The following is a 22,562-nucleotide window of genomic DNA, read 5'->3' as shown; positions in this document are numbered from 1 at the left end:
ACTTGTGCTAATCTTTAGAACGTATCTGTAAGTATTATATAATTGTAAGAATAGTCAGGCAATCCTATCCTGTCGCCGATGGTATGGGAGGCCTCATGACTGCCGAGTTCAAACCCCTCGAGGGAATCCGTGTCGTTGAGATGAGCCATATGGTGATGGGGCCGAGCTGCGGCATGTTCCTGGCCTTCCTGGGGGCCGAGGTGGTCAAGGTCGAGCCGCCCGGAGGCGACAAGACCCGCCAGTTGACCGGCATGGGCAGCGCGTTCTTTCCGCTGTTCAACCGCCGCAAGAAATCCGTCGTCCTGGACAGCCGCACGCCGGCCGGCAGGAAGGCGCTGGACCGGCTGCTGGCCTCGGCCGACGTGTTCATCGACAATTTCAAGGACAGCACCCTGCAGGGCATGGGGCTGGATGCCGAAACCCTGCACGACCGCTTTCCGCAGCTGATCTGCGCCAGCCACAAGGGGTTCCTGTCAGGCCCCTACGAGCGCCGGACGGCGCTGGACGAGGTGGTGCAGATGATGTCGGGCCTGGCCTATATGACCGGCCCCAAGGGCCGGCCGCTGCGCGTCGGCACCTCGGCCAACGATATCATGGGCGGGCTGTTCGGCGCCTTCGCCGTCATCGCGGCGCTGTTCGAACGCGGCAAGACCGGCGAGGGGCGGACCATCCGCGTCGGCCTGTTCGAGAACTGCCTGCTGCTGGTCTCGCAGCACATGGTGCAGTTCGAACTGGAAGGCAGGGATCCCGAACCGATGCCCGAACGGGCCTTCAGCTGGCCGATCTATGACGTCTTTGCCGATGCCGAGGGGGGGCAGATCTTCATCGGCGCGGTCAGCGACGGCCACTGGACCCGGCTTTGCGGCTATCTCGGCCTCGACGACCTGCTGCAGCACCCCGAGCTGCAAAGCAGGATGGCCCGCATCAACGCCCGCTCCTGGGTGGTGCCCCTGGTCGCGGCGGCGGTCGCAAGGCGGCCCATGGCCGAGCTTCTGCCCGCGCTGGAGAAGATGGAGATCCCCTTTGCGCCGGTGGCCAAGCCCTCGGACCTGTTTCGCGACCAGCATGTCATGCGGCAGGGCGGGCTCGCCTCGTCCCAGACCGCGGATGGCCGGACCTTCCGGGCGCCGGCCTTGCCGATCGAGATCGACGGCGCCTCGCTGGCCGGCGGGGGCGATGTGGACGGCATCGGCGGGCATAATGCCGAAATCCTCGGCCGTCTCGGCCTGACGCCCGAGGAAATCGCCGCGGCCGCCAAGGCCCCCTCGGGCGAGGCGGCGTGACATGACCGCCCCCGCATCCGCACCGGGCAGGCAAGTCGCCGTGACCGAGGTTTCGCCCCGCGACGGCCTGCAATCCGAGAAAGCCTTCGTCCCGACCGAGGACAAGATCCGGCTCGTCGAAAGCCTTGTCGCGGCCGGCATCCGCTCGGTCGAGCTGACATCCTTCGTCTCGCCGCGCGCCGTGCCGCAGATGCGCGATGCGGCCGAGCTGGTGCGGCATTTCCGCGGCCGGGCCGGGATCCGCTTCAGCGCGCTGGTCCCGAACCCGCGCGGCGCCGAGGCCGCCATCGCGGCGGGAATCGATGCCGTCGTGATGTTCGCCTCGGCCTCGGAAAGCCACAACCGGAAGAACGTGAACCGCTCGCGCGCCGATTCGCTGGCCGGGTTTCATGAGATCGCGCGCCTCGCCGAAGGCTCCGGCGTCGCGCTGCACGGCGCCATCGCCACGGCATTCGGCTGCCCCTTCGAAGGCGACGTGCCCGTCGGCCAGCTGGTCGATCAGGCCCTGCGGTATCGCGATCTCGGCATCGCGCGGATCACCCTGGGGGACACGACCGGAATGGCGACGCCGGGCAATGTCGCGCCGGCGCTCGATGCCCTGCGCAAGGCGGTGCCCGAGGTGAGGATCGCGCTGCATTTCCACAACACGCGCGGCGTCGGCCTGGCCTGCGCCTATGCCGGCCTGCTGCACGGGATCCGCGATTTCGAAGCCAGCGTGGGCGGGATCGGCGGCTGTCCCTTCGTGCCGCGCGCGACCGGCAATATCGCCACCGAGGATTTCGTCTACATGTGCGAGGAATCCGGTTTCCCGACCGGCATCGACCTTGGCAAGCTGATCGAGGCCGCCGGCACCGCCGAGCGTATTCTGGGCAGGGAGCTGCCCGGCCAGGTCATGAAGGCCGGGCCGCGCCTGGCGCTTTCCAGCATGAACGCGGTCAGGACCGCCAATGGCTGAGACCAGCCTCGGGGAGGGCCTGGAAGCTGGCGTCGCTTGCCGGTGCTGATGATGGCATGCCGGCGCGGAAGGCGCGCTTCCGGTGGCAACCGTCGGCGCCGCCATGCGACTTGCCGCCCGGCCCTGCTTACGCGCAGTCCGGCTTGCGGGCTTCGGCAGGGGGCGGGCGAAGGTTGTTGGCTTCGAGCCAGGCCGGATTTTCGGCATACATGTCCCGGATCAGCGTCTTGACCAGGTCGAGATAGCGCGAGTTTTCGCCTGCCCGGTGGCTGAGGATCACCGGGGACACCGCCCGCAGGTCGTCAATCGCGCGATACTGCACGTCGGACCGCATCTGCCGGGCCGATGACGGGATGATGCAGATGCCGGAATCGGCGGCAACCAGGCCAAGGGCGGTCTGGATTTCCCGGACCTCCAGCACTTCGGACGGGCGAATCTCCTCGTCCTGGAGCATGCCCAGAACCTGGTCGGCATAGCTGGGGCGCGGCTCCTTGGGATAGACAATCAGCTTCTGCCCGGCGATGGCGGACAACGGCAGCGGCGCGTCGTCCCGGGCAAGGGGCGTGCCTTGGGCCAGCGCGACGACAAGGCGCTCCTCGCGCAGGACGGTGCCGACGACATTCGGGTCGCTGTGCATGAGGCGGCCGAAGCCGATATCGATACGGCCTTCCTTCAGCGCGGGTATCTGCTGGATCGACAGCATTTCCAGCAGCTGGATGTCCAGCTCGGGCGCGCTCTGGCGCAGCTTCCTGACCAGCGACGGCAGGCCGCCATAAAGCGTCGAGGCCACGAAGCCGATGGACAGCACCCGGTTGCGGTTCATGCCCACCCGGCGCGTCGCATCCTTCATCTGGTCGACCCGTCCCAGCACTTGCAGCGCCTGTTCATAGAATAGCCGTCCCGCATCGGTCAGCTTGATTGGCCGGCTTTTGCGGATGATCAGGACGACGCCCAGCTCTTCCTCGAGCAGCTGGATCTGCCGGCTCAGCGGCGGCTGGGCGATGTGCAGGCTCTCGGCCGCTCGGGTAAAGTTGCGCTCTCGCGCGACGGCGGCGAAGTAGCGCAACTGCCGCAAATCCATCGGAACCCTCCTGTCTGCCAGACGCAGCTTACGCGTTTTCCAGGTATCTTGCAGCGGAACAAACCGCTGATATGCGGGGTAATTCGCATCATAATACCATCAGGGTATGGTATCAAACCCAAACGGTGTTGGACGAAGACATGAGGCCAGCTGCAATCTGCGCGGCATGAACCAGACATTCGCACCCATCGCCCCGACCACCACCATCAGCCCGGTCATCGACCGGATCGAGACCATCCTGGTCGATCTGCCGACCATCCGGCCGCACAAGCTGTCGGTCGCCACGATGACCGGCCAGACCCTGATGCTGGTCAGGCTGCATTGCAGCGACGGCGTGACCGGCATCGGCGAAGGCACCACCATCGGCGGGCTGGCCTATGGCGGCGAAAGCCCCGAAAGCATGAAACTGGCGATCGACACCTATTTCGCCGCCGCGATGCTGGGCCAGGACGCGACCCGCATCCAGGCGCTGATGGCGCGCCTTGGCAAGGCGGTCAAGGAGAACCGCTTTGCCAAGAGCGCCGTCGAGACCGCGCTTCTGGATGCGCATGGCAAGCGGCTGGGCCTGCCGGTCAGCGAGTTGCTGGGCGGCCGGCGCCGCGACCGGCTGCCGGTGGCCTGGACGCTGGCCTCGGGCGATACCGCGACCGACATCGCCGAGGCCGAGCGCATGCTGGATCTGCGCCGCCACCGCATCTTCAAGCTGAAGATCGGCGCCCGCGACATCCGCGACGACATCGCCCATGTCGCGGCGATCAAGCGCGCGCTTGGCGACCGCGCCGCGGTGCGGGTCGACGTGAACATGGCCTGGAGCGAGACCGAGGCGGCCCATGGCATGGCGGCCCTGGCCGATGCCGGCTGCGAACTGGTCGAGCAGCCCGTGGCCACGGCCGCGGGGCTGGCGCGGCTGGTGCGGCGCTTTCCCACGGCACTGATGGCCGATGAATCGCTCTCGGGCCCGGAATCGGCCTTCGAACTCGCCCGCGTGCATGGCGCCGATGTCTTTGCCGTCAAGATCGAGCAATGCGGCGGCTGCTTCAATGCACTGCGGGTGGCGGCCATCGCCGATGCGGCGGGGATCGGCCTTTACGGCGGCACCATGCTGGAAGGCGCGGTGGGCAGCATCGCCTCGGCCCATGCCTTCTCGACCTTCGCCAACCTGCAATGGGGCACGGAACTGTTCGGGCCGCTACTTCTGACCGAGGAGATCCTGCGCGAGCCGCTGGATTACAGCGACTTCGCGCTGACGGTTCCGTCCGGGCCGGGCCTCGGCATCCAGCTGGACGACGAGCGCGTGGCGTTCTTTGCCCGCGACGGCCTGCACCGCAAGACCTACCCCGCCGGCCAAGGAGAGCCATGATGCTGTTCCACGTTCGGATGGACGTGACCATCCCCCGCGACCTGCCCGCCGAGGAGGCGGCCGAGATCATCGCCCGGGAAAGGGCCTATTCGCAGGCGCTGCAGGCCAGCGGCAAGTGGCGGCACATCTGGCGCATCGCCGGCGAATACGCGAATTTCAGCATCCTCGACGTCCGGGACAATGCCGAGCTGCACGAAATCCTGTCGGGCCTGCCGCTGTTTCCCTTCATGAAGATCGAGGTGACGCCGCTGCTGCGTCACCCTTCCTCGATCCGCGAGGACGACCGCTAGAGCCATCATTCCCGAAGGGCCGGCGGAGGAGCCGACCCGTCCCAGTTTCCACGAGAATCCAGGAGGAGAGACCATGACTGTCAAGATTTTCGACCGGCCCGACGTGCAGGCGTTCCTGCGCGAACTCAGCGGGCTGAACAGCGACAGCGGCAACCCGCGCATGAAGCAGATCATCCACCGGCTGATGTCCGACCTGTTCAAGGCCATCGACGACCTGGACATAACCCCCGACGAATACTGGACGGGCGTGGCCTGGTTGAACGATCTGGGCGCGGCCGGGCAGGCCGGGCTGATCTCGCCCGGACTCGGCGTCGACCATTTCCTGGATGAACGGCTCGACGCCATCGACGCCGCGCTGGGGATCGAGAACCCGACGCCGCGCACCATCGAAGGCCCGCTTTACGTCGCCGGCGCCCCGGAATCGGTGGGCTTCGCGCGGCTCGACGACGGCACGGATGCCGACGGCCACACGCTGATCATGCATGGCATCGTGCATGGCGCGGATGGCCAGCCGCTGGCGGGCGCCAAGGTCGAGGTCTGGCATTGCGACACCCGCGGCTTCTATTCGCATTTCGACCCGACCGGAAAGCAGGCGCCGTTCAACATGCGCCGCACCATCATCACCGACCAGGACGGCCGCTACAAGTTACAGAGCATCCTGCCCAGCGGCTATGGCGTGCCGCCCGGCAGCCCGACCGAGGCGCTACTGTCGGCGCTTGGCCGCCACGGGCAGCGGCCGGCGCATATCCATTTCTTCATCAGCGCCGACGGCCATCGCAAGCTGACCACGCAGATCAATATCGAGGGCGATCCGCTGATCGACGACGACTTCGCCTATGCCACCCGCGAAGGGCTGGTGCCGAAGGTCGTCGAGCGCACGGACGAGGAAAGCATCCACGCCAACAACCTCAACGGCCCCTTCGCCGAGATCCGGTTCGACATCCATCTGACCGCGCTGATCGACGGCGTGGACAACCAGGTCAACGAACAGCGCCGCCGCGCCGTCGCCTGACCCGCGTCTCCGGGCGGCCCCTCGGAAGGGGGGGGCGGCCGCCCGGCCCGAACCCACCTTTCATCACCGACATTGGCAGGGACCGGCGCGCAAAACGCGCCTGCCCTGGGGGAGAGAACTCATGTCCGCGATCATCGAAAAGGCACGCGATCTGGAACAGATGCTGGCCGTCGCCGTGCAGGACGACAAGGAAGCCGGCCTGTTCCGCTGCCGCCGCGACATCTTCACCAACGAGGATCTGTTCGCGCTGGAAATGAAGCACATCTTCGAAGGCAACTGGGTCTATCTGGCGCATGAAAGCCAGATCCCGGAACCGAACGATTATTACACCACCTGGATCGGCCGCCAGCCCATCGTCATCACCCGCGACAAGACCGGCACGCTGCACGCGGTCATCAACGCCTGCGCCCACAAGGGCGCCATGCTGTGCCGCCGCAAGCAAGGCAACAAGGGCAGCTTCACCTGCCCGTTCCACGGTTGGACCTTTTCCAACACCGGCAAGCTCCTGAAGGTCAAGGATGCCAAGACCACGCAATATCCCGAGCAGTTCAACAAGGACGGCTCGCACGACCTGACCCGCGTGGCCCGGTTCGAGTCCTATCGCGGCTTCCTGTTCGGCAGCCTGAATCCCGACGTGGCCCCGCTGGAGGAGTTCCTGGGCGAGACCCGCATCATCATCGACCAGATCGTCGACCAGGCCCCCGAGGGGCTGGAAGTGCTGCGCGGCAATTCCTCCTATATCTACGACGGCAACTGGAAGCTGCAGATGGAGAACGGCTGCGACGGCTACCACGTCAGCTCGGTGCACTGGAACTATGCCACGACCATGGACCGGCGCAGCGAAACCGGCACCAAGGCGGTGGATGCCAACAGCTGGTCGAAATCGGTCGCCGGCGTCTATGGTTTCGAGAACGGCCATATCCTGCTGTGGACCAACACCCGGAACCCCGAGGTCCGCCCGGTCTGGAACCGCCGCGAGGACATCGCCGCCCGCCTGGGCGAGGAAAAGGCCGGCTTCATCGTCAACCAGACCCGCAATCTGTGCCTCTATCCGAACGTATTCCTGATGGATCAGTTCAGCACCCAGATCCGCGTCGTGCGCCCGCTTGCCGTGGACAAGACCGAAGTCACCATCTTCTGCTTCGCCCCCAAGGGGGAAAACGCCGAGGACCGCGCCCATCGCATCCGCCAATACGAGGATTTCTTCAACGTCTCGGGCATGGGCACCTCGGACGACCTCGAGGAGTTCCGCGCCTGCCAGACCGCCTATGCCGGCACCGTGTCGCTGTGGAACGACATGTCGCGCGGCGCGCCGCTGTGGATCGACGGCCCGGACGAGAACGCCCGCCGCATGGGGCTGAAGCCGCTCTTGTCGGGCGAGCGCAGCGAGGACGAGGGACTGTTCGTCTGCCAGCACGAATACTGGGCCGGCGTGATGCGCAAGGCATTGGCCGCCGAAAAGACCGGAGAAGCCGCATGAGCCTGGATCACGACACCACCGGCACCAGCCTGGATTACAACGCCATCTGCGCCTTCCTCTATCGCGAGGCGCGCCTCCTGGACGACCGGCAATGGGACGAATGGCTGACCTGCTATGCCCCCGATGCGTCCTACTGGATGCCCGCCTGGGACGACAACGACCAGATCACCGAGGATCCGCAATCCGAGATCTCGCTGATCTATTACCCGAACCGCGAGGGGCTCGAGGACCGTGTCTTCCGCATCAAGACCGAGCGGTCGGGCGCCTCGACCCCGGAGCCGCGCACCAGCCACGCCGTCCTGAACGTCGAGGTGATCGAGGATCGCGGGCCCGAGGTGGATGTCCGCTACAACTTCCACACGCTGAACCACCGCTACAAGGTCACGGACCAGTTCTTCGGAACCATCTTCGTGACCCTGCGCAAGGACGGCGACGGGCTGGTCATCGCCGCCAAGAAGATCGTCCTGAAAAACGACTACATCCGCCAGGTCATCGACGTCTATCACGTCTGACGGCCGCCAGACCCCGCACAACCGCAAGGAGGAGGCGATCATGTGCTACCGCATCGCATTGAACTTCGAGGACGGGATCACCCGCTTCGTCGATTGCAAGCCGGGCGAGAAGGTTCTCGACGCCGCGTTCCGCAACAAGATCAACCTGCCGATGGACTGCTCGGACGGCGTCTGCGGCACCTGCAAGTGCCGCGCCGAAAGCGGCGCCTATGACATGGGCGAGGACTATATCGAGGACGCCCTGACCGAGGACGAGGCCGCCGAGGGGCTGGTGCTGACCTGCCAGATGGTGCCCTCCTCGGATTGCGTGCTGTCGGTGCCCACGACCTCGCAGGCCTGCAAGACCGGCCAGCAGGTCTTCGCCGCCACCGTGGCCCGGATCGAGCCGCATCAGGACGCCGCCGTGGTGCTGGAGCTTGACGTAGAGGACGCCCCCGCCTTCCTGCCGGGGCAATATGTCAACATCGCCGTGCCGGGCAGCGGCGATCACCGCTCCTATTCCTTCAGCTCGGCTCCGGGCGAGCATCGGCTGGGCTTCCTGATCAAGAAGATCCCCGGCGGGCTGATGGGCGGCTGGCTGGCCCGTGCGCAGCCGGGCGAGAGGCTGGAGCTGACCGGGCCGATGGGCAGCTTCTATCTGCGGGATGGCGACGGGCCGCTCTTGTTCCTGGCGGGCGGCACCGGCCTGGCGCCCTTCCTGTCGATGCTGGAGGTGCTGGCGCGGGCCGGGTCGCGGCGCCAGATCCACCTGATCTATGGCGTGACGCGCGATCAGGATCTGGTGCTGGTCGATGAGCTTGCGGCCTATGCCGGCCGCCTGCCGAATTTCACCTACGCGACCGTCGTGGCGGACCCGGCATCCGACCATCCCCGCAAGGGCTGGGTCACGCAGCACATGCCCGGCGACATGCTGGCGGCGGGCGGGGTCGATGTCTATCTGTGCGGCCCCCGCCCATGGTCGATGCCGTGCGTAACTATCTGGATGAAAACGGCATCCGCCCCGCCAGCTTCCATTACGAGAAGTTCACCCCCAACGCGCCCCTGAAGGCCATCGCATGACCGGGGCCGTCTTCGCGGGCCGCTTTGCGGGCAAGGTGCTGGTCGTGACCGGCGCCGCACAGGGCATCGGCCGCGCCGTCGCGCTGCGCGCGGCGGCCGAAGGGGGGCGGGTGCTGTTCGTGGACCGCGCCGATTTCGTGGCCGAGGTGGCGGCCGAGGCGGGCGGCGGTGCCGCCGCCTTCACCGCCGACCTGGAAACCTGGGACGGCGCCGATGCCGCGATGCGCCATGCCGCCGAAACGTTCGGCGGCATCGACATCCTGATCAACAACGTGGGCGGCGCGATCCGCATGCGGCCCTTTGCCGAGTTCGAGCCCGCCCAGATCGACGCCGAGATCCGGCGCTCGCTGATGCCGACGCTCTATTGCTGCCATGCGGTGCTGCCGCATCTGGCGGCGCGCGGCGGCGGCACCATCGTCAACGTCTCGTCCAACGCCACGCGGGGCATCCACCGCGTCCCCTATTCGGCGGCCAAGGGCGGCATCAACGCGATCACGCAATCCCTGGCGATGGAGATGGCAGCCCAGAACATCCGCGTCGTCGCCACCGCCCCCGGCGGGACCGAGGCGCCGCCGCGCCGCGTGCCGCGCAATGCCGAGGGCGACAGCCCTGCCGAACGGCAATGGATGGCCGAGGTCGTGGACCAGGTCAAGCAATCCGCCTTCATGCGCCGCTACGGGACCATCCAGGAACAGGTGGCGCCGATCCTGTTCCTGGCCTCGGACGAGGCATCCTACATCACCGGCTCGGTCCTGCCCGTCGCGGGGGGCGACACAGGATGAGCGTCGCGGGGGCGCAACACCGGCCGACCGCGATTTCAATGACAAGACAGGGAGGAGACAAGGAATGCGCAGCATAGATGTGAACGAGGCCATAGACCAAGGCCGGTTCGGCAGCTTTCAATGGAGGGTGGTCGCGCTTTGCGGCGCGCTGCTGGTGGTTGATGGCTACGACGTGTTCGTGGCGGGCACGGTGCTGCCCACGCTGATCGCGGAATGGGGCCTGACCAAGCCGCAGGCGGGCGCGCTGCAGGCCTGGGCGCTGTTCGGGATGATGTTCGGCGCGCTGATCCTTGGCCCGCTGGCCGACCGGATCGGACGCAAGAAAGGCGTTGCGATCAGCTTCATGCTGTTCACCTCGGCCACCGTGCTGACGGGCTTTGCCAACTCGCCCGAGCAGTTCAAGGTCTTTCGCTTCATCGCCGGCCTGGGCTGCGGCGGGCTGATGCCGAACGCGGTGGCGCTGATGAACGAATATGCGCCCAGGCGCCTGCGCGGCACCATGGTGGCGCTGATGTTTTCGGGCTATTCGGTCGGCGGCATGGTCGCGGCGGGCCTGGGCATCGGCCTGATCCCCAGCTTCGGCTGGAGGCCGATGTTTTTCATCGCCGCCGTGCCGCTGCTGATGCTGCCGCTGGTGCTGTGGAAACTGCCGGAATCGCTGGGCTTCCTGATCCGCCAGGGCAAGCAGGACGAGGCGCGGCGCATCTTTGCCTGCATCAACCCGGCCACGCCGCTGGCCGCCGAGGACCGGCTGGTCTTTGCCGAGGCCAAGGGCGCATCGGCATCCGTGGCGGAGCTGTTCCGCCATGGCCGGGCGCTGCGCACGCTGATGCTGTGGCTGTCCTTCTTCTGCTGCCTGCTGCTGGTCTATCTGCTGTCCTCCTGGCTGCCCAAGGTGCTGCAAGAGGCCGGATATGCCGAACGCGCCAGCCTTCTGTCGCTGTTCTCGCTGAATTTCGGCGGCATGGCGGGGGCGATCGCCGGCGGCAGGATGGGCGACCGCTTCGGACTGCCGAAGGTCGTGGTGGGCTTTTTCGCCGCGGCGGCGGCCTCGATTACGCTGATCGGCTTCAACCCGGCGCCGGGGCTCCTGTTCCTGCTGGTCTTCGTCGCGGGTGCCACGACCATCGGCACGCAGATCCTGCTTTATGCCAGCGTGGCGCAGCTCTACAACCTGTCGGTGCGCTCGACCGGTCTTGGCTGGGCCTCGGGCGTGGGCCGGATCGGCGCCATCGTCGGGCCGACGCTGGGCGGGGTACTCTTGGCGCGAGAGCTGCCGCTGGGGCAGAACTTCCTGATCTTCGCGATCCCGGCGGCGCTCTCCGCGCTGGCGATGCTGGTCTTTGCGCTTGCCAACGGGCGCGCTCGCGACGCGACGCGGCTTGCCGCCGCCTGAGCCTCCTCGCAACAAGGCGCGCGGCCCCTCGCCGCGCGCCAAAATCCGCATGAAAGGCCGACCATGCCCTATCTGGACCTGCCCACCCACCGCCTGCACTACCGCATCGACGGAGGGAAAGGGGACAAGCCCTGGCTGACCTTCTGCAATTCCCTGGGCACCGACCTGCACATGTGGGACGCCCAGATGGCAAGCCTCTCAGGGGATTTCCGCATCCTGCGCTATGATCGCCGCGGCCATGGCCGGTCGGGCGCCCCGACGCCGCCCTATGAACTGGCCGATCTGGGCGGCGACGTGATCGCGCTGTGGGACGCGCTGTCCATCAGGCGCAGCCATTTCTGCGGCCTGTCCATCGGCGGCCTGACCGGGCAATGGCTGGGCATCCATGCCGGGGCGCGGCTGGGGCGCATCGTTCTTTGCGCGACGGCCGCCCGGATCGGCAGCGCCGAAAGCTGGCATGCCCGCATCGACGAGGTCCGGGCGAACGGCCTGAGCGGTCTTGTTCCGGCGACTGCGGAACGCTGGTTCACGCCCCGCTTCCGCGCGGCCAACCCTGCCAGCGTCAAGGCGATCCTGGACGGTTTCGCCGCCACCTCGGTCGAGGGCTATGTGGGATGCTGCGCGGCGCTTGCCAGGGCGGATCTTCGCGACCGCCTCCCCGAGATCGCCAATCCGCTGCTGGCGATTTCCGGCAAGGACGATCCGGTCTGCCCGCCCGCCGAATTGGCCGGGATCGCCGAAGCGGTGCGCTGCGGAGGTCACCTGTCCCTGCCAGGGCGGCATATCGTGAGCCAGGAATCCGCGGCACAGTTTGACATCGCCTTGAAGGATTTTCTGACCGCTGCCCCGGGTTGCGCCTGAAGGAATGGCAAGGCCGTATTCCAGGCCTGGCGCCGGTGGTAAAGGATGCGGCCTCGCACCGGCCGCCCCCCTTGAAGTGACGCTGAATCCCGTCCCGATACGATGGGCCCGAAGACCGGCGGAAAGGAGTCTTTCCGCTCGGCCATCCACCGTCACGTCAATCGCCGCACCCGCGCGATACGTCCTGCAAGGATCGCAAGCACGGCGCTGCCAAGGCTGAACAGCGCCCCCATCTTGGCGGCATCCTGCACCGGCCCGGCCGGGAAGGCGACCGAGGCCACGAACAGCGCCACGGTAAAGCCGATGGCCGCGACGAAACCCACCACCGGCAGGTCGCGCAAGCTCATCCCCTCGGGCATGCCGAGATGCAGCACATTGGCCGCAAACCAGCCGAAAAGCGTGATCCCCAGCGGCTTGCCGATCACCAGCCCCGCCAGAACCAGCCAGGTGGGGGCAGAGATCGCGCCGAACTCGACCCCGGCATTGACCAGGCCGAAGGCACAAAGGACCAGCTGCACCGGGATTTTCAGCGCATGTTCGATGGTGTTCAGCAGGTCGGTCGAATGACGCTCGACCTCGGCGAAGATCCCGAAGTCGCGTTCGGCATGGGGGATGGTGGGCACGATCGGCAGCAGGCCAAGCGCCGGGTGCAGGCCCGCGCGGTAGAACGCATACCAGCTTATGCAGCCCGCGATCACATAGGGCCAGGCGCCCAGGTTCCGCCGCATCCAGGTCGAGTTCGGCCGATCCTGCTTGCCACGGTCCAACCGCCTGGGCAGCCAGCAGGCCAGGAACCAGACCGCGACGGCGGCGAACAGCGACAGCAGCAGCCACATCGGCACCACCTCGCCCGTGGGGTAGAAGATCGCCAGGATCGCAAGCCCGCCGGCGTCGTCGGCGATGGCCAGAAGCAGCAGAAAGCCGATGGCCGGGTGGCGCGCGCCGAAGACAATGCGTCCGACCAGATAGGAGAAAGCGATGTCGGTCGCAGTCGGAATGGCCCAACCCCGGCCGACCTCGGCCAGGACGCCCAGCATCCCCGCCAACGCCAGATAGACAAGGACCGGTCCCGCCATCCCTCCAAGCGTGGCGATCAGGGGTGTCAGCGCCTTCTTGCCCCGCAGCGAGCCGCCCGAAAGAATGACCGCCTCCCACACCTCTTTCGCAGCGATGGCGAAGAAAAGTGCCATCAGCATGTCGTTGATCAGGAAATGCAGGGTCAGGACACGGGTGGCCAGGCCGTCATGCTCTTCGATCATGCCGATCGGCGCATCGACCCACAGCGGCAGGTGGACAAGGTGATGATAGCTGTCGGGCGCCGTATTGGCCCAGAGCAGCGCGGCCAATGCACCGCCGACCAAGAGCAGAGAATATTCGGAAACAAAATTCCAGATTCGATACATAGGCGTCCCCCTTTTCGCTGGCAGATAGCAGAGCCAGGGAAACTTGAAAAATCAAAAGATGGTCGGAATCCTGGAGGTTTGGCCATGAGGTGTGATCGAAATCGTCCTCGTCGCGCTTGTTGGATGCGAAGGTCAGCCGCCGCTGCCACAGCGCCATCATCGCGTGCGGTGGCACGGCAATCATCCCGATCCGCAAGACTGGTCGAGCGTGGAAGGAGGACAGCCCAGCCGCCCGGCCCCGGAACAAAACCCTGCGCGCCACGCACCACTCCGGCCGCGCGTTCTGGAAACGATGGACAAGATACCATGCCCGCAGCCGAGCCGAGGCAAGGATGCGCTGCCTCAAGGCATTCGGCGAGCGCATCGCCGCAAGAGACCCAGGCCGCCAAACCGCCGAAATCGAGGTGAGCTCCGCGTCGCACTCATGAACCGCTTCAATGCACTCGGCACCGCCGAGATCGTCCGCGGGGTCCGAACATGAAGGGAGAAGGGGAAGTCACGCCTCAGTCCGACTTTCTGAAAATAATGCCGTCGCACCCCCTTACGAATACACCTGCAAGATCTGGATATCAGAGCCCCACAGATTCATCCTAAACCCGATCCACCAGATGCCGGGACTGAACACCTAGGACCAGAAAATTACGCCCTCAACAGCGCAAGAGCATTGACATAGCGAGAGCTCGCCGATGACACGCCGAGATGACCACGCAGAAGAAAGCGCCTAATAACAACTTCAAGCTTATCTCGCAATTCGAACTGACTGACACTACTGTCTCCGGTAAGTTTTTTCGTCTTATCTTTCAACTCCGAAAGCTGCCTATCAATGGAAAGCGAGGCGAAACCGGCTCCAAGGCCATAAGCCCCTTCGAATACTTGCCGCAGCGGCTTAGAAGCGAGGATCCGGTACCACTTTGCATTTTCGCTTGCATCTGAAATTGCTATATTCAGCACCTCTCGTTGCGCATTCAGCGCCAACTCTATTTCGGCATGCCTTTCCCCAATGTTTTTTTCGAAGGATCTCGACTCATATCTGTCAATAATCTCCGCAGTATCAACCGCTACACTTTTCTCCTGTGATGAAGCATAGAGAGCTAGCCCTCGATTGAGATCTGCATAACGTTTATCCGCAAGCTTATTGACCAAACTCGCCTTATCGGCAGGATCAGACTCGAGAACCTTCTTGATAAAGAATCTATTGCTTATGTCGGAGTCCAACCCAAAAGCTCGCAACACTATCGAAAACAGCTTCCGATCGTTGACCAAGTCTTCCGCGGACTTTATGTTATGAATGGTCTCCCGAAAGTAGTCCCTAGAGACTTTCATGCTATGAGCCTGGAGAAAAGCGCTGCGCTGTCTCACCATGGTACGCTCAAGGATCTTCCATCCCCAGTACCCCCCCGATCCCACTTGAACATTATAGCTCATGGCGCGCCTATCGCCATTAATCTCGATTCTCTAGCAATAAGAGATCTGAGGCTTCTAAAGGCCGCATAGTAATTTCCCTCAATTATCGCATTGGATGCAAAAGCCAACAAATTGCTACTGTCCGGGTCGCAGAAAACCTGAGAAAGCTTCTCAATTCCATAAAGAATCTGCCTGCGGCCTTCACCTTCAACCGCGTCCCCGGTAAGTACAAGCTGACAAATATAACATATCCTGGAAACTGGCGAATCAACCGATTCCGGGTGTATGGCATCTCTCAATCTAAGAATATTGGCCTTCGGTGTAAGAATTGATATTCTGGACCGACGATCTCCATTTTCTATAATGGCGCCATTCACGAGAACCCTTTCTCCGGGGGCCAACTTGAGAATCAGACCGGTCATGGGTGCACGTCTCCTCGCAACCCCCTCATTATCATCACGTTGATTTCTATGAGGGGCTCAACAGATGCACATTCCGAAATAACGCGACGGCCTTGCTTGAGCGAGTAAATTGCAAGAGACAGCAAACCCGCCTTTGTGGCCAAAGGCAGACCGTTCTCCTCATGAGCAAGATCGGCAGCTATAATGGTCCAAAGCTGGTTGCTCTCACTTGCTGCTTCTATCATTGCATAACGATTATCGCTTTTACTTGCATTCTTGAGTTTTTGTGTTACTCGCAAAAACGCAAAATATTCGTTATCTCTGTCCGTTCGAATACATTGTGAACCAAAACTTCCCTCACTGCTTTGAAAAGCTGCACGTTTCACGTCAGAAATCCATTCTAGACCTTGGCCAAAACGAAGGGCGCCTTGAGGGCGCCCTTCCTAGATCATCGGAACAGCGACAAGATCGTTTGCGGCGCTTGGTTGGCGATCGACAATGCCTGAACCCCAAGTTGCTGCTGGGTCTGCAAGGCCTGCAGACGGGCCGACGCCTCCTCCATATCAGCGTCTACGAGTGCACCTATACCCGCCGTAAGAGAATCCGCCAGTTCTGAAATGAAATTCGACTGATCGTTGATCCTCTTGGCAGCCGTGCCAAGTTCGGCAGCTCCCTTTTTCGCAATATCGATCAACGCTTCTATTTCACTAACAGCAGTCCGTGCCGTGGTGCTGTCCGTAATGGCCGTAATCGTCGCAGCCTCGATATCCGCCTCGAAGTCGACAGAATTGACCGTGATCGTCTGTGCGGCAGTCGCAACCGTACCGGCCGTCCGATCCAGGGACGCAAGAACGCTGAACGATGTCGCCGTACCGATCGGGTTGGTCTTGAGAAGATTTACCCCGTTCATCTGAGTTCCATCGATGATCGAGACAATCTGATCCTTCAACGCGATGACCTGGTCATTAACGGTTCCAAAGTCATTCGCGTCGCTGCCCGCACTAGCAGCCAACCCCCTCATCTTGTCCAGAAGTTCGCGAATTCGTTCGGCGCCGGTGCGAGCGGTCGTCACCACGGCCTCGGCAAGGTTCAGGTTACTTTGAAGCGTCTTAAAGGTCGTCTGGTCGGATTCCATCACCTTCGAGATGGCCCAGACCGCAGCATTATCCTGTGCGGTCGCAACCTTTTTCCCGGTCGAGATCTCGTTCTGCGCCTTCATCAGGTTCGCGTTGATTCCCTTCAGGGTTTGCAGCGCGACCATCGCGCCGTTGTTGGTCAGAATGCTGGACATCTTCAATCTCCAATCCTGGGCAATTTACCCGTTTCAAGTGCAAAAGGCCTTCTGACCTGCGGGCGGACCCGAAGACCCATGTCACGCCATTCGACCTATCCGCCTTTTCCAAATAAACTCCTGACACGCCTTTCGAAGCAATCAAAGACTACGGACAAATTTATTCAAAATCGCCTCTCGCGCGGAGGAGCGATGGGATTACCGATCTTGCGGCCCTGACGGTCATAGGTGTTCAGATGCCGTGACAAGGCTGCGATCTCGGCAAGCTGACGCTGCGCGGCAGCCACCCCGTCACGGGCAGCTCCGGCAAGGGACAGAATGTCGCGTAACATCTCGGCACCTTTCCCGACGCAATCCTTTGATATCGATCCAGAACGAACAAGCTCTTGAAAATCGGTTATTCTTTCAAGGGCCGACTCGGCCTTGAACGCGAGAAGATCCTCTCTCGCCTGCTCCAGAAGATATAGCGATTTTGTCATCCGGCCACCCCGTTTCGCCTTTGGAATCCCAGATCGATCCTCCTGGCGATCGCTTCGGAATAGGTTTCGTTCAGCAGCCCTGCAAATTGCGATTCGCCGATGCCGCCTCCGAATTCACCCCTCGCCTGCCCTAGTCCCGCGTATTTTAACATTTCCGCAAGAAATGCCTGCTCGAGGCCGTCTATCACGCCCTGCCTCGATCCGGTTGTCATGCGGGCCGTCCCTGCCGCCAGAACCTTCTCCATGGCACTCTCCTTTCTGAGTAAAATTTTCGACAACTGCTGACTTTAGCCGGTACAAGTAAATATTTGGTAATCTTGCCCTGCCAATGTGACAGCAACTTGATCCACGCAGAGGAGATCCGGGTGGAGGTGGAATTTACGTGTCGCCAGACGGGTACAGCTTCGATTGACGGACGCAATAGCAGCGTTACTTGCCCTGGCGATTGCAGATCTGGCGCTTTTTCCATGTTTTTTGATGATCAGCCGCAGGTTGACACCTCCGCGTGCCAAGCCGATTCGATCCACCATCCCGTCACATTTGAAAATCAGAATGCCGACGCTGATGATGTGGAAGAAGCCGATAATCCGGCTTCAGTCTTGCTGATCGACCGAGGCCTTGCCGCCGATTACAAACCCCTTGACGGTTCGGAGCATGCTGCATCCGCCGATAAAGGACAAGCAACAATAATGCCGTTGATCGAAGAAGTCGAGAGAGCGATATCCGAGCCGCCGGATGGTGCCGATCGAAGATCGTCGAGAACGGAGATCCGGCTTCAATATCTCCCGGATCAGGACCGCGCCGATCACGCTGGTTCATCGAACAAAGCCCATACCCACGGCGACGCCTCCAGAGAATGTCACCCTCCCTACAATTTCACCAGAAGGTCATTTGGCGACGGATTTCTATACCTTGCCAAGGCATACGACAGCAAAATCGACATCGCCCTGCCGAATACCGAAATGCCTTCAAGACCTCCCCCTTTCTTCGCAGAGGATGTTTCTGGATCCAGATCTGACGCCGGTTACCTTGATATAAATTTCCAGGACGACAGCATATCCTTGAAGGATTATAATATAAGGGCTCCAAGCGCTGCTGAGATAAGCTCCACCGAACGGATCGGCAAGGCACCGGGTATTGATCCGCGCCAGGTCATGCGCCAAATCAGCGGAGAGGCCGCATCTGCGCACGCCGGGCGCATAGAGATTGTTCTTGATCCGGCAGAACTGGGGAAAGTTCGGATGGTTATATCGCCGGGCGAGAATCCAGCCGTCATCGTGCTTGCAGAGCGACAGGAAACGTTTGATTTCCTGAAAAGAAACATGGACTTACTGGCAAAGGAGCTCCGTGATGCCGGGCTTGCTGGCGCTGATATCTCATTTTCTGATGGAAAGGATGGATGGAGTTCGCAAAACAACTTTCCGACAAGAAAATCGGACTTCTTGAGGCAGGGTGACATCCGGCTGCAGCCAGAGCCGATAACGCCGCAAGAAAATACTGCAACCTCGCCAAATTCGTAACGGCCCGATTGTTACCGCCTGCCTGAGTTTGGGCTGATGGATTAAGGCACGTGCATAGTGACGTCGTTAAGGAAGGTCTGAAAAACCTCGCGCCTCGCGCGCCTTGAGGTAGACTGGGCGGGACATCAGAGGATGCGCCCCGATGCCCAAGCAGCCTGCCTTTCCCGGCCTCCGCCAATCGATGAAGAAGAAGCAGACGCGGCGGGAGAAGTTCCTCGCCGAGATGGAGGCTGTGGTGCCGTGGAGCCGCCTCCTTTCACTGATCGAGCCGCACTACCCCAAGGCTGGGCCGAAGGGCGGGCGACCCCCGATGCCGCTGGAGACGATGCTGCGGGTCTACTTCCTGCAGCAGTGGTACGCCCTGAGCGATCCGCTGGCCGAGGAGATACTGTATGACAGCGACGCCATGCGGCAGTTCGCGGGCATCGAGCTTGGCGACGATCGGATCCCCGACGAGACCACGATCCTGAACTTCCGCCACCTGCTGGAGAAGCACCGACTGACCGAGCAGCTGTTCGCCGAGGTGAACAGCCATTTGGCCGATCAGGGGATCACGCTGCGCTCCGGGACACTGGTGGACGCAACCATCATCGACGCGCCCTCGTCGACCAAGAACGAGGCAAAGGCCCGCGACCCCGAGATGTCATCCACGAAGAAGGGCAATACCTGGTACTTCGGCATGAAGGCGCATGTGGGCGTCGATGCTGACAGCGGCATCGTGCACAGCCTCGAGACGACGACGGCGAAGGTCCATGACAGCCAGGTCTGGGACGCGCTCCTGCACGGCGGGGAGACATCAGTCTGGGCGGACAGGGGCTATGTCAGCGCGGCGCGGGAGGCCGCGTTCTCCGGGCCGGGCAAGTTCTGGGGCGTCATGCGCAAGGCGCCAAGGGGCGGTGCGCTGCATCCCGTCGACGCGGACATCAACCGGGTCATCGCCAGGGTGCGCGCTCGGGTCGAGCATCCCTTCCGGGTAATCAAGCAGCAGTTCGGGTATCTCAAGACCCGCTACCGCGGGCTTGCAAAGAACCGTGCTCAGCTCTTCACCCTGTTCGCCCTCGGCAACCTGTTCCTCGTCCGACGAAGGCTGCTGGCATGAGGTGGAGTCTGCCCACAGGTGCCGATCCCGGCCCTTCGAACGGGCCGATACCCGGAAATCGTCGGCATACCCGGTCGACGTGCCCTCGTCAGACCGCCTCTGCCCGAAAATCCGCGAAGCCGAAGCGGTAGTTCAGACGATCCTTAATGACGTGTCTTATGCGGGTGTGGGGATGCGGGGCGATATTCTTGGACTGGAGCGGCGGCGGCGGTGGAGCGACGAGGAGAAGCTCGAGATCGTTTTGTCGGTCGGCGTGGACGGGGCGACGGTGACGCAGGTTGCACAGCGGCACGATGTGACGCGGCAGCAAATCTATGCCTGGCGGCACCAACTGAAGAAGAAGGGCGTGGTTTCGGCGTCTCCGGAGACGCTGTTTCTGCCGGTTGGATTGGACCGGCCCACGGAATTGGTGATGCAGACAGCGGCCATCTGCACAGGAGCGCCTCGGCCTGCCCAGATCGAGTTGCAGTTGGCGAATGGTCGCTGCCTGCGCTTCGATCCGGCTCTGGATACCGTGACGCTGACACATGTGATCCGTGCGGTGGAAGGGGCATGATCGGGCCGGGAACCGGCGTTCGTGTCTATCTGGCCTGCGGCGTGACCGACATGAGGAAGGGAATCTCCGGGCTGGCTGCACTTGCCCAGGATGTTCTGCGCCAGAAGCCGGCCGGCGGTGCGGTTTTTGCATTCCGCGGGCGTCGCGGCGACAGGTTGAAATTGCTTCATTGGGATGGTCAGGGCTTCTGCCTGTATTACAAGGTGCTGGAGAAGGGGCGCTTTCCCTGGCCGATGCGCGGGGATGGTGCGGTTCGCCTGACCTCGGCGCAGCTGGCCATGCTGTGGGAAGGCATTGACTGGCGCAGGCCGGATTGGGGCGCGCCACCGGCCCGGGTGGGCTGATTTACCCTGCTAAAACGCCTTGTTTTTATGGCAATTTTGCCTGCCTTGTGGTAGGTGGGCGCATGTCGAATGCGGCCCAGACCCTTCCTGATGATCCGGCGCTTCTGAAGTCGCTGATCGCGGCGTTGCAGGCGGAAAACGCGAAGATCTCGGCCACGTTGCGCGCCCATGACCAGTTGATCCAGTCCCTGCGGCTGCGCATTGCCAGGCTGAAGAAGCAGGTCTTCGGCCAGTCCTCGGAAAAGATCGAGCGCGAGATCGAACAGCTGGAGCTGGCGCTCGAGGATCTCATGATCGCAGCGGCCGAAGGCCAGCCTGACGTCGTGAACGACGGCCAAAACGATGATGGGTTGGAAACGGCACCTGCCGATGAAGCTGCCGAGCGCCCATCCCGCCGACGTCCCCGGGTCTCGGACAGCACGCCGCGCGAGCGGCGGGAGCTCGACCCCGGCAGTTGCTGCCCCGATTGCGGCGGCGATTTGCGCCTGGTGGGCGAAGATGTCAGCGAGATGCTGGATCTGATCGCGGCACAATTGAAGGTTGTCCAGATCGCCCGCCTGAAAAAGTCCTGCCGCCGCTGTGAACGCATGGTGCAGATGCCGGCCCCCAGCCGGCCGATCCCCGGCAGCATGGCCGGTGCGAACCTGCTCGCCCACATCCTCGTCTCCAAGTTTGACGACCACCTTCCGCTTTATCGCCAGCATGAGATCTTCACCCGGATGGGCGCCGACATCCCGGACAGTACCTTGGTCGACTGGTGCGGTCGCGCCATGAAGGTGCTGGCACCGCTGATCGAGCGGATCGAGGTGGATGTGATGGCCAGCGACCTCCTTCATGCCGATGACACACCGATCCGGGTGCTGGATCGCGCGGGCCGCGACAAGGGGGTGGGCAAGGGTGTGAAGAAGGGCCGGATCTGGGCCTATGTCCGCGATCAGCGCCCTTGGGCAGGCGCCTCACCGCCCGGCGCGGTCTATGCCTTCGCGCCCGACTGGAAGGAAGAGCACGTCCACGGCCATCTCGCCAACACCCGCGGCATTCTCCAGGCCGATGGCTACAAGGGTTATGCCAAGCTCTATGAACCGGAACCCGACGGGAAGCCCCGCCTTCGGGAGGCCGCGTGTTGGGCTCACCTGAGGCGTGACTTCCATGATGAATGGACCAAGACCAAATCAACGATCGCCCGCGAGGCACTCGACCGTATCGGCGCGCTCTATGACATCGAGCGGGAGATCACCGGCCATCCCGCCGATATCCGCCTTGCCGCGCGCCGGAAACACAGCGTTCCGAAGGTCGAGGTCTTCTTCGCCTGGTCAGAGCAGCAGCTCTCGCGGATCCCCGGCAAGGGCGATCTGGCCAAGGCCTTTCGTTACGGGCTGAGCCGCCGGGACGCTTTCAGCCTGTTCCTTGAGGACGGCCGGGTGGCGATCGACAACAATCCTGCCGAGCGCGCGCTGCGCCCGATCGGTGTCGGGCGCCGCAACTGGCTCTTCGCCGGTGCGGATACCGGAGCCGAAACGCTGGCCCGCGCCATGACCATCGTTGAAACCGCCAAGATGAACGGCCTGGACCCCCAAGCCTATCTGGCCGACATCCTGGCCCGCATCCATGATCACAAGATCAATCGGCTCGACGATCTGTTGCCCTGGAACTGGTCGCCGCTGCCCTCCGCCCTGCACGAGGCCGCCTGATGGCAACCGTCACCCACGTCTGCACCCTCGACTACATCGCAAAGATGCTGGGCGAAGACCCCGAGCTTCTCAAAGCCATCGTCTACAACGACGACAACCTGACCTATGGCTCGATCATCAGCGTCTATACCGGCCCGGATGACACCGTCACCGCCCTGACCGATGACGGTATCGATGAACTGAAAGACATGCTCAGGGACGCGCGCATCACCACCGAAACCTGGCACGCGTTCCTCGACGACTTTGTCGATGACGCGGAACTCGTCGCCCGCATCAAGGCTCAGTCGCCGCGGTAACAATCGG

The 22,562-nt window shown here is 63.1% G+C and carries 25 protein-coding genes and 1 pseudogene; 18 read left to right on the top strand and 8 right to left on the bottom strand.

The annotated features are described in order from the left end of the window. Positions 1-95 precede the first annotated feature (95 nt). Together ESD82_RS01850 and ESD82_RS01845 are read left to right on the top strand one after the other, a co-directional pair. Positions 96-1,283: a CaiB/BaiF CoA transferase family protein gene (locus ESD82_RS01850; RefSeq protein WP_147429140.1), complete on the top strand. Its 1,188-nt coding sequence runs from the start codon at positions 96-98 to the stop codon at positions 1,281-1,283. Between the two features lies 1 nt (position 1,284). Further along, positions 1,285-2,238, top strand: coding sequence for a hydroxymethylglutaryl-CoA lyase (locus ESD82_RS01845; RefSeq protein WP_147429141.1), 954 nt, complete (start codon positions 1,285-1,287; stop codon positions 2,236-2,238). 127 nt (positions 2,239-2,365) lie between these two features. Here the strand turns inward: ESD82_RS01845 and ESD82_RS01840 are convergent, their stop codons facing one another. After that, the gene (locus ESD82_RS01840; RefSeq protein WP_028710922.1) at positions 2,366-3,319 is read right to left on the bottom strand and encodes a LysR family transcriptional regulator; all 954 of its coding nucleotides are present in this window, start codon (positions 3,317-3,319) and stop codon (positions 2,366-2,368) included. Between the two features lie 166 nt (positions 3,320-3,485). Between ESD82_RS01840 and ESD82_RS01835 the strand changes: the two genes are divergently transcribed. From ESD82_RS01835 to pcaD, 9 genes are all read left to right on the top strand, one after another. Continuing rightward, positions 3,486-4,679 (top strand): muconate/chloromuconate family cycloisomerase, encoded by a 1,194-nt coding sequence (locus ESD82_RS01835; protein ID WP_208852046.1) that lies wholly within the window; start codon positions 3,486-3,488, stop codon positions 4,677-4,679. After that, positions 4,676-4,969 (top strand): muconolactone Delta-isomerase, encoded by a 294-nt coding sequence (gene catC / locus ESD82_RS01830; protein ID WP_456152423.1) that lies wholly within the window; start codon positions 4,676-4,678, stop codon positions 4,967-4,969. Before ESD82_RS01835 ends, catC begins: the two co-directional genes overlap by 4 nt. A 73-nt stretch (positions 4,970-5,042) precedes the next feature. Continuing rightward, entirely contained in the window at positions 5,043-5,981 is a 939-nt protein-coding gene (catA, locus tag ESD82_RS01825) for a catechol 1,2-dioxygenase (protein WP_147429142.1), read from the top strand. A gap of 121 nt (positions 5,982-6,102) precedes the next feature. Next, complete coding sequence (locus tag ESD82_RS01820) at positions 6,103-7,461, top strand: Rieske 2Fe-2S domain-containing protein (RefSeq protein ID WP_028710918.1); 1,359 nt, start codon at positions 6,103-6,105, stop codon at positions 7,459-7,461. Continuing rightward, positions 7,458-7,973, top strand: coding sequence for a benzoate 1,2-dioxygenase small subunit (gene benB / locus ESD82_RS01815; protein ID WP_028710917.1), 516 nt, complete (start codon positions 7,458-7,460; stop codon positions 7,971-7,973). Before ESD82_RS01820 ends, benB begins: the two co-directional genes overlap by 4 nt. Positions 7,974-8,013: 40 nt before the next feature. Next, on the top strand, positions 8,014-9,018 hold the full coding sequence (benC, locus tag ESD82_RS01810) for a benzoate 1,2-dioxygenase electron transfer component BenC (RefSeq protein ID WP_244314484.1): 1,005 nt from the start codon (positions 8,014-8,016) through the stop codon (positions 9,016-9,018). 10 nt (positions 9,019-9,028) lie between these two features. Further along, positions 9,029-9,814, top strand: a complete 786-nt coding sequence (benD, locus tag ESD82_RS01805; RefSeq protein ID WP_024846144.1) for a benzoate diol dehydrogenase BenD — start codon at positions 9,029-9,031, stop codon at positions 9,812-9,814. Between the two features lie 64 nt (positions 9,815-9,878). After that, positions 9,879-11,210 carry an MFS transporter gene (locus tag ESD82_RS01800; RefSeq protein WP_147429144.1) on the top strand — a complete coding sequence of 444 codons (1,332 nt, stop codon included), beginning with the start codon at positions 9,879-9,881 and terminating at the stop codon, positions 11,208-11,210. A 63-nt stretch (positions 11,211-11,273) separates the two neighbouring features. Further along, a complete protein-coding gene (gene pcaD, locus ESD82_RS01795) occupies positions 11,274-12,071 on the top strand; it encodes a 3-oxoadipate enol-lactonase (protein WP_147429145.1) in 798 nt (265 codons plus the stop codon). A gap of 152 nt (positions 12,072-12,223) precedes the next feature. Here pcaD and ESD82_RS01790 read toward each other — a convergent pair whose 3' ends face one another. After that, the gene (locus ESD82_RS01790; protein WP_024846141.1) at positions 12,224-13,474 is read right to left on the bottom strand and encodes a Na+/H+ antiporter NhaA; all 1,251 of its coding nucleotides are present in this window, start codon (positions 13,472-13,474) and stop codon (positions 12,224-12,226) included. Positions 13,475-13,608: 134 nt separating this feature from the next. Between ESD82_RS01790 and ESD82_RS01785 the strand changes: the two are divergent. Beyond that, positions 13,609-13,955, top strand: a pseudogene (locus ESD82_RS01785) (IS5/IS1182 family transposase); the annotation flags it as partial. 158 nt (positions 13,956-14,113) lie between these two features. On the opposite strand, the gene ESD82_RS01775 reads toward ESD82_RS01785, so the two are convergent. The 6 genes from ESD82_RS01775 to ESD82_RS01750 form a co-directional block, all read right to left on the bottom strand. Further along, the gene (locus tag ESD82_RS01775) at positions 14,114-14,899 is read right to left on the bottom strand and encodes a DUF1217 domain-containing protein (protein WP_074991426.1); all 786 of its coding nucleotides are present in this window, start codon (positions 14,897-14,899) and stop codon (positions 14,114-14,116) included. Then, the gene (gene flbT, locus ESD82_RS01770; RefSeq protein WP_074991424.1) at positions 14,896-15,300 is read right to left on the bottom strand and encodes a flagellar biosynthesis repressor FlbT; all 405 of its coding nucleotides are present in this window, start codon (positions 15,298-15,300) and stop codon (positions 14,896-14,898) included. Before flbT ends, ESD82_RS01775 begins: the two co-directional genes overlap by 4 nt. After that, the gene (locus ESD82_RS01765; RefSeq protein ID WP_167521685.1) at positions 15,297-15,665 is read right to left on the bottom strand and encodes a flagellar biosynthesis regulator FlaF; all 369 of its coding nucleotides are present in this window, start codon (positions 15,663-15,665) and stop codon (positions 15,297-15,299) included. The genes flbT and ESD82_RS01765 overlap by 4 nt, the downstream gene beginning before the upstream one ends. 62 nt (positions 15,666-15,727) lie before the next feature. Continuing rightward, positions 15,728-16,570, bottom strand: coding sequence for a flagellin N-terminal helical domain-containing protein (locus tag ESD82_RS01760; RefSeq protein WP_147429147.1), 843 nt, complete (start codon positions 16,568-16,570; stop codon positions 15,728-15,730). A gap of 164 nt (positions 16,571-16,734) precedes the next feature. Next, positions 16,735-17,049, bottom strand: a complete 315-nt coding sequence (locus tag ESD82_RS01755; protein ID WP_028710840.1) for a hypothetical protein — start codon at positions 17,047-17,049, stop codon at positions 16,735-16,737. Then, positions 17,046-17,294, bottom strand: coding sequence for a hypothetical protein (locus ESD82_RS01750; protein ID WP_074991416.1), 249 nt, complete (start codon positions 17,292-17,294; stop codon positions 17,046-17,048). The genes ESD82_RS01755 and ESD82_RS01750 overlap by 4 nt, the downstream gene beginning before the upstream one ends. Positions 17,295-17,516: 222 nt before the next feature. Between ESD82_RS01750 and fliK the strand changes: the two genes are divergently transcribed. From fliK to ESD82_RS01720, 6 genes are all read left to right on the top strand, one after another. Further along, the gene (fliK, locus tag ESD82_RS01745) at positions 17,517-18,569 is read left to right on the top strand and encodes a flagellar hook-length control protein FliK (protein WP_147429148.1); all 1,053 of its coding nucleotides are present in this window, start codon (positions 17,517-17,519) and stop codon (positions 18,567-18,569) included. 142 nt (positions 18,570-18,711) lie between these two features. Further along, positions 18,712-19,668 (top strand): IS5 family transposase, encoded by a 957-nt coding sequence (locus ESD82_RS01740; protein ID WP_147427392.1) that lies wholly within the window; start codon positions 18,712-18,714, stop codon positions 19,666-19,668. Positions 19,669-19,840: 172 nt separating this feature from the next. Beyond that, a complete protein-coding gene (tnpA, locus tag ESD82_RS01735) occupies positions 19,841-20,224 on the top strand; it encodes an IS66-like element accessory protein TnpA (protein WP_017998946.1) in 384 nt (127 codons plus the stop codon). Next, positions 20,221-20,568: an IS66 family insertion sequence element accessory protein TnpB gene (gene tnpB, locus ESD82_RS01730; protein WP_011746417.1), complete on the top strand. Its 348-nt coding sequence runs from the start codon at positions 20,221-20,223 to the stop codon at positions 20,566-20,568. Before tnpA ends, tnpB begins: the two co-directional genes overlap by 4 nt. A 62-nt stretch (positions 20,569-20,630) precedes the next feature. Further along, complete coding sequence (locus tag ESD82_RS01725) at positions 20,631-22,259, top strand: IS66-like element ISPpa5 family transposase (protein ID WP_011746418.1); 1,629 nt, start codon at positions 20,631-20,633, stop codon at positions 22,257-22,259. Further along, positions 22,259-22,555, top strand: a complete 297-nt coding sequence (locus ESD82_RS01720; protein WP_011746419.1) for a hypothetical protein — start codon at positions 22,259-22,261, stop codon at positions 22,553-22,555. Before ESD82_RS01725 ends, ESD82_RS01720 begins: the two co-directional genes overlap by 1 nt. Positions 22,556-22,562: the final 7 nt, after the last annotated feature.

It is taken from the genome of Paracoccus pantotrophus (assembly GCF_008824185.1).
Lineage (GTDB): Bacteria > Pseudomonadota > Alphaproteobacteria > Rhodobacterales > Rhodobacteraceae > Paracoccus > Paracoccus pantotrophus.
This window is presented reverse-complemented; position numbering and strand designations above follow the sequence as displayed.